We start from the raw sequence: 7,044 nt of genomic DNA on the forward strand, positions 1-7,044 counted from the left end.
ACCCCTGAGCCCTGGGTTCGCAGGGACCCTGGGGATACTTCTGAACCCTGGGCTCGTACGTACCCTATGGGTACCCCTGAGCCCTGGGTTCGGGGATTGCGGGTTCTTATTGTCCGAGCATCGGGATATGGACGCCCCGTTCCCTGGCAACTTCGATCGCCCGGTCGTAGCCCGCGTCCGCGTGACGCATCACTCCGGTTCCCGGGTCGTTGGTGAGCATCAGCTCCAGTCGACGGGCGGCATCGTCGGTGCCGTCTGCGACGACTTGTGCGCCGGCGTGGATCGCCTTGCCGATCCCGACACCGCCCCCGTGGTGCACCGCGACCCATGCCGCCCCGGAAGACGTGTTCAGCAGGGCGTTGAGGATCGGCCAATCGGCGATAGCGTCGGACCCGTCGAGCATCGCCTCTGTCTCACGGTACGGGGAGGCAACGGAGCCGGAGTCCAGATGGTCACGACCGATGACGATCGGAGCCTTCACCTTCCCCGACCGCACCAACTCGTTGAATGCCAGGCCCACCTTTGCCCGCTCGCCGTAGCCGAGCCAGCAGATCCGGGCGGGAAGCCCCTGGAACTGCACCTTCTCCTTGGCGAGTTCAAGCCAACGTTGAAGTCCCTGATTCTCCGGAAACAGCTCTGCGATCACCTTGTCGGTCTCGGCAATGTCTGCGGGGTCTCCGGAGAGGGCGACCCACCGGAACGGGCCCATCCCCTCGCACATGAGCGGCCTCAAGTAGGCGGGCATGAAACCGGGATACGCGAACGCCTGCTCGAACCCGCCGTTCCTGGCTTCGCCACGCAGGTTGTTGCCGTAGTCGAACACCTCGGCACCGGCGTCGATGAAGCCGACCATCGCCGCGCAATGGCGAGCCATGGAAGAGCGGGCCAGGGCCATGTAGCGCTCCGGATCGCTCTTGCGAAGCTCGGCCGCAGCAACGACGTCGTACCCGCTCGGTATGTACCCGTTGAGTGGATCGTGCGCAGATGTCTGATCGGTGACGATGTCGATGCCGATCCCACGGTCCAGGAGCTCGGGAAACATGTCGGCTGCATTCCCTTGCACGCCGATCGACAACGCATCACCGCGAGATTTCGCCTCCAACGCCATTCGGATCGCCGCATCCAGGCTCGGAGCGGCCACGTCGAGGTAACCGGTATCGATACGCCGTTGAATATGGGCAGGGTTCACCTCGACGACGAGGGCGATTCCCCCGTTCATCGTGATCGCCAGCGGCTGGGCGCCACCCATGCCGCCGAGACCTGCGGTCAGCGTCAGCGTTCCTTTCAACGTGCCACCGAAGCGCTGCTCGGCGATGGCGAGGAACGTCTGATACGTGCCTTGGAGGATGCCCTGTGTCCCAATGTAGATCCAGGATCCCGCCGTCATCTGGCCGTACATGATCAGACCCTTGGCCTCGAGTTCCCAGAACTCCTCCCACGTGGCCCAGTCGGGTACGAGGAGACTGTTCGCGATCAGTACGCGGGGAGCCATTTCGTGAGTTCGGAACACCCCGACCGGTTTGCCGGACTGGATCAGCAGCGTCTCGTCGTTCTCGAGATCCTGGAGACTCCTCACGATCGCATCGAAGGCCTCCCAGTTTCGTGCCGCTTTTCCTCGTCCTCCGTAGACGACGAGCTCGTCGGGGTTCTCGGCAACCTCGGGGTCGAGATTGTTCATCAGGCAGCGAAGCACCGCCTCCTGCAGCCAGCCCTTCGTGTTGAGAGCGGTGCCCCGAGGAGCATGGATTTCTCTACTCATGATGTCCTCCTGCACAAAGCGTACCGCCAACCCGCCACCTTCCGTCCAGCGGTGGTAGCTTCCAGAGCATGCCAGGCATCTCCATCATCCAAACTGCTGCGGATCAGTACACGGTGCGGGTCCGCGACGACAAGAGCTCGACCGTGTACAACGTGCGAGTCAGAGAGGCGGACGTGCAGCGACTCGCGCCTGAGACCGATGCTGCACGTCTGATCGAAGAATCGTTCCGGTTCCTGCTGGAACGGGAGCCCAAAGAGTCGATCCTCAGCACCTTCGACCTGCCGGTGATCAGTAAGTACTTTCCGGAGTACGAAGAGGAGATCCGCTCTCGCTTCAGCTGAGTCCCGCGGCGGCGAGCAGTGCACCACCGTCGATCAGACGCGCCACGGCTTCGATCTCGACGCCCGGCGGTCGATCCTCAGTCACCGGAGGCACGACCTCGCGAACGGCCCGCATTGCAGCCGCCGTGTGCACGGACGGTGTCGACGGCGCCCGGAGTTCGACGCCTCGAACGGCACAAAGGATCTCGACGGCCAGCACCCGCTTCACGTTGTCCAGAACCTGCCACAGCTTGCGTGCGGCACCCCAGCCCATCGAGACATGGTCTTCCTGAGAACCCGAGGTCGGGATGGACTCCACGGAAGCCGGATGGGCAAGGACCCTGTTCTCGGCAACGAGGGCCGCAGCGGTGTATTGGGTGAGCATATAGCCCGAGTCGACTCCAGGCTTGGCGGCCAGGAACGCGGGGAGTCCCGAGGATCGCTCGGGGTCCAGGAGCCGATCGGTGCGTCGTTCGGAGATCGACGACAGCTCCGTCACGGCGATCGCCATGAGGTCGAGTGCAATCGCGAGAGGCTGACCATGGAAGTTCCCTCCCGAAACGATCTCGCCGGTTGAAGGGAAGACGATGGGGTTGTCGACGACGGCGCCCAACTCACGAGTAAACACGTCCCTGGCGTAGCTCAAGGCGTCGCGTACGGCACCGTGCACCTGCGGAGCACAGCGCAGGCTGTAGGCGTCCTGCACGGCGTGGGTGAAGTCGTCGCGGTGACTGGCGACGATCGCGGAGCCTTCGAGAAGCCGCTCAATGAGTCCTGCCGACACGATCTGTCCCGGATGCGGACGAAGTGCGTGAATCTCCGGTCGGAACGGACGCGCACTTCCGAGCAGCGCCTCGACCGACAGGGCACACGCCAGATCGGCCGTGGCAACGAGCCGCTCCGCCCGGACCAGTTCCAGGATTCCCTGCGCCAGCATCCCTTCGGTCCCGTTGAGCAGACTCAAGCCCTCCTTGGCCTGAAGGCGAACCGGCTCGATGCCGTGCTCGGCGAGCACCTCCACGGAAGGACGGATGTCGCCTGCCGCCTTCAGAAAGCCTTCTCCGATGAGCGGAAGGGCCAGGTGTGCGAACGGAGCGAGGTCGCCGGAAGCGCCGACGGAACCTTGGGAGGGGACCAGTGGGAGTAGATCCTTGTTCAGGAATTCGATGTAGCGCTCCACAAGAACGGGCCGCACTCCGGAATGGCCCTGCGAAAGTGTACGGGCACGCAGCAGCAGCATCGCCCGAACGATCTCGTCATCGAGCGGTGCACCGACGGCGGCCGCATGGCTTCGCAGGAGGTGTACCTGGAGGTCTTTCGCTTCTTCCCGCCCGATCCGGGTGTTGGCAAGTGCGCCAAACCCGGTGGTGACGCCATAGACGGTTCGCTCCTCGGCAATCACCTCTTCGATGAGCCTGCGCGCAGGCGCCATTCGCGCCGGTACCGAGGCTGCGAGTTCGACCGGTTCACGGCGTACCGCCACCGCCACAACCTGCTCGGGGCTCAACGGCCCGCCGTCGATCAGCATCTCGTCTCCTCTTTCCAGTGTGACCAGCGTACCTGCATCGTTGGTTCCCTCATTATCAGCACCGTTGGATAGCGGCCGCGATCCAAAGGAGTACCTATAGACACGTCGGCTCTGGTGACATCGTATACGCGCCGGCCAATCCGGCGGTGTGCCACCGCTCCCGCACTCCAAGGGATGAGAGACAGCGACGTGGCGCTCCGTCAACGCCCCCTTCCGGGCAAATCGCCCTCCCACGGCCGGCGGCGGATTCTCACACGATGAGCCCTCACGAACGCCGGACAGTCGAGGCCCTGACTGCGTGTGCCTGCAATCGAAATCCTGGAGGCGAGTACTCTGCAAGAAGGAGAACGATAGAAGGGTGCCACGATGCCAGAACGGGATTTGATCGCCGAAGCACGGGAACGACGTCAACCACTGCACGACGCCGCCGATGCCCTCGAGCTGGTCGCGGCAGGACCGGTCGGCGCCGGCTCGATCTGGCAGGACCGTATCCGAGACATGCTCGCGACTGTGGCGACCGCGCTCGCCGACCACATCGAGAAGACGGAGGGACCGGACGGCCTCTACCGGGAACTCACGACCGTGGCGCCCCGTATCTCCAACGACATCCGTCTGCTCACCGCAGATCACGCCGTCATCAAGGGGATGATCGAGGAGATCGAAATCGCACTCGACGCCGAGGACGTCGAATCCGGCCTGGTCCGTGAGCACATCACCCAACTTCTCGGACGTATCACCCGGCACCGCCAGAAGGGCGCCGACATCGTGTACGAGGCCTACCAGGTAGACATCGGCGGGCAAGCCTGAGGTTTCGTTCATCCGTCTCCTCAGTGCGAAACTAAACAGATGATGTTTCAGATTCTCGATCCGGACGGCGCGTTCATCGGTCCAGATCCGAACCTCTCCGACGAGTTGCTGACGGACATGTATCGGCACATGGTGTTGGCTCGACGATTCGATCGGAAGGCCGTCGCCCTGCAACGCCAGGGGCGCATGGGCACCTACGCTCCCCTCGAAGGTGAAGAGGCGGCACAGGTCGCGTCCGCACTCGCACTCGGCCCGAACGACTGGGTCTACCCGAGCTACCGGGAGCACGGCACCCAGCTCGTCAGAGGCGTGCCGATCAGTACTCTCCTCGCCTACTGGCGCGGACTCCCGAACGTCGAATGGGACCCGTACCGGTACCGGGTACAGATGGATGCGGTCCCGATCGCCTCGCACCTTCCTCACGCCGTCGGCCATGCATACCAGGCTCGAAGGGACGGAACCGACGCGGTGACGATCGCCTACTTCGGCGACGGTGCGACATCGGCGTCCGATTTCCACGCGGCGTTGAACGCGAGCGGAGTCTGGAAGACACCCAACGTGTTCTTCTGCCGCAACAATCTGTACGCCATCTCCGTCCCACTGGACAAACAGACTGCTTCGATAGCGCTCGCCGACAAGGCGATCGCGTACGGGATCAACGGGATGCGGGTAGACGGGATGGATCCACTCGCCGTCTACGTGGCCACCGATGAGGCGGTCCGCCGCGCCCGGAATGGTGAAGGCCCGACGTTGATCGAAGCGATCACATACCGGTTCGGTCCTCATGGCACGGCCGACGACCCGCGCCGATACCGCTCGGAAGAGGAAGAGCAGGAGTGGAGAGCGAAGGATTCGATTCCACGACTGCGCACCCACCTGACCGGGCTGGGCCTGTGGGATGACGTCCGTGAAGCCGAACTCATCGACGGGATCGATCGACGTCTTGACGCAGCAGTCGCACAGATCGAAGCGATCCCCCTGCCGTCCCGTGACGAAGTCGTCCGCCATGTGTACTCGACGGTTCCTCGGATTCTCATCGATGAACTCCACCTGGCGCAACGCGAAGCAGGGGAACAGGAAACCGACTTTCGGAACGAGACGCCGTGGCCCGATCTCGCCGTTCGGCCGCCCGAAGGTCCTTCCGAGTCCTGGACCATGGCGGAAGCGATCAACGCCGCACTCGCAGAGGCGCTGGAAGAGGACCCGTCGGTGCTGGTCTTGGGTGAGGACGTAGGCAAGTCTGGCGGCGTCTTCCGGATCACCGAACATCTCCAGGAACGGTTCGGACCAGAGCGTGTCCTCGACACACCTCTCAACGAATCCGCGATCGTGGGTTCGTCCATCGGCATGGCCGTCGCCGGAGGCCGGCCCATCGCCGAGATCCAATTCGACGGGTTCGTCTACCCGGCCTTCGACCAGATCGTGTCCCATCTGGGCAGAATGCGATATCGCACCCGCGGTCACGTCTCGCTGCCGATCGTGGTTCGGTTTCCCAACGGTGCAGGAATCGGAGCGCCGGAGCATCACGGGGAGAGCCCGGAGGCGTACTTCGTGCACACCCCGGGCCTGGTAATCGTGGTTCCTTCGACACCGTTCGACGCGAAGGGGCTTCTTGCCGCGGCGATCCGGTTGGATGACCCGGTCATCTTCCTGGAACCCAAGGTCCTGTACCGGGCAGGGCGACAAGACGTGCCCGTCGAGCCGTACACGCTCCCTCTCGGTCAAGCCAGAGTACGTAGGGAAGGCACCGACGTCACCGTGGTCACCTACGGAGGCATGGTCCCGGTGAGCCTGAAGGCGGCGGCTGCAGCCGAACAGGAAGGAATCTCCGCGGAGGTCATCGACCTGCGCACCCTGTTCCCCTGGGACACGGAGACGGTCATGGCCTCGGTCGAGAAGACGAGTCGCCTCGTTGTGGTGCAAGAGCCTCCCCGGACGCTTGGGCCGCTTGCAGAGGTCGCGGCGTACGTTGCCGAACACGGCGCCTACCTGCTCGAAGCTCCCATCCGGCGAGTCACCGGCTTCGACGCTCCACTCCCGATGCTCGCGATCGAACAGCTCGCACTCGTCGATGACCGCCGCGTCCTTTCGGCGCTGCGAGAAATCGTTGTCTGATCGGCGGGATCGCTTCTCTACGTATTTCGTATTGCGTACTTTGTATTTCGTATCGCCACGTTGCAGTGATGCAAGACCGTAGGGCGGGTGTCATCGAAGTGCCGGTGCCAGGACCCCCTCCGCCCCTGGCGCGGCACCTCCCAAGACCCCCTCCGCCCCTGACGGGACACCTCCCCCAACGTCGGCCCTTCGGGCCTCCTGGGGGAGGAAACTGGCCGGGAGAGGCCGAGAGGTGCAGCACTATCCTTGTGGCCCATGCCAACCATCGCCGTCATCGGTTCCTCACGCACCCCACCGGACCATCCCGACTACCGGGATGCCCAGCGGTTGGGCAGACTTCTGGCAGAGGCGGGATTCACCGTTGCCAGTGGCGGGTATGGCGGGCTGATGGAAGCCGTTTCGCAAGGAGCCCGATCGGTGGGCGGTCCGGTCGTCGGCGTGACCGCACCCGACGTGTTCCCCGGCAGAGCCGGAGTCAACGAGTACGTGACCGACGAGCAGCCTGCAGAAACGCT

Annotated in this window: 6 protein-coding genes; 4 read left to right on the top strand and 2 right to left on the bottom strand. The window is 64.0% G+C overall.

All coding sequences use genetic code 11. From position 1 onward, the window contains the following. Positions 1-106: 106 nt before the first annotated feature. The gene (hutU, locus tag GWP04_07960; protein NIA25492.1) at positions 107-1,759 is read right to left on the bottom strand and encodes a urocanate hydratase; all 1,653 of its coding nucleotides are present in this window, start codon (positions 1,757-1,759) and stop codon (positions 107-109) included. 68 nt (positions 1,760-1,827) lie between these two features. Here hutU and GWP04_07965 point away from each other — a divergent pair, with 68 nt between their 5' ends. Next, complete coding sequence (locus tag GWP04_07965; GenBank protein ID NIA25493.1) at positions 1,828-2,100, top strand: hypothetical protein; 273 nt, start codon at positions 1,828-1,830, stop codon at positions 2,098-2,100. Here the strand turns inward: GWP04_07965 and hutH are convergent. Next, positions 2,093-3,607: a histidine ammonia-lyase gene (gene hutH / locus GWP04_07970; protein NIA25494.1), complete on the bottom strand. Its 1,515-nt coding sequence runs from the start codon at positions 3,605-3,607 to the stop codon at positions 2,093-2,095. The two genes, GWP04_07965 and hutH, sit on opposite strands and share 8 nt — an antisense overlap. A 366-nt stretch (positions 3,608-3,973) precedes the next feature. Between hutH and GWP04_07975 the strand changes: the two genes are divergently transcribed. The 3 genes from GWP04_07975 to GWP04_07985 all read left to right on the top strand — a co-directional run. After that, on the top strand, positions 3,974-4,414 hold the full coding sequence (locus GWP04_07975; protein NIA25495.1) for a hypothetical protein: 441 nt from the start codon (positions 3,974-3,976) through the stop codon (positions 4,412-4,414). Between the two features lie 39 nt (positions 4,415-4,453). Continuing rightward, complete coding sequence (gene pdhA / locus GWP04_07980) at positions 4,454-6,529, top strand: pyruvate dehydrogenase (acetyl-transferring) E1 component subunit alpha (protein NIA25496.1); 2,076 nt, start codon at positions 4,454-4,456, stop codon at positions 6,527-6,529. A 255-nt stretch (positions 6,530-6,784) separates the two neighbouring features. Continuing rightward, a partial coding sequence (locus GWP04_07985) for a DNA-binding protein (GenBank protein ID NIA25497.1) occupies positions 6,785-7,044 on the top strand: 260 nt, incomplete at its 3' end.

It is taken from the genome of Gammaproteobacteria bacterium (assembly GCA_011682695.1).
Classification (GTDB): domain Bacteria; phylum Actinomycetota; class Acidimicrobiia; order Spongiisociales; family UBA4744; genus BMS3Bbin01.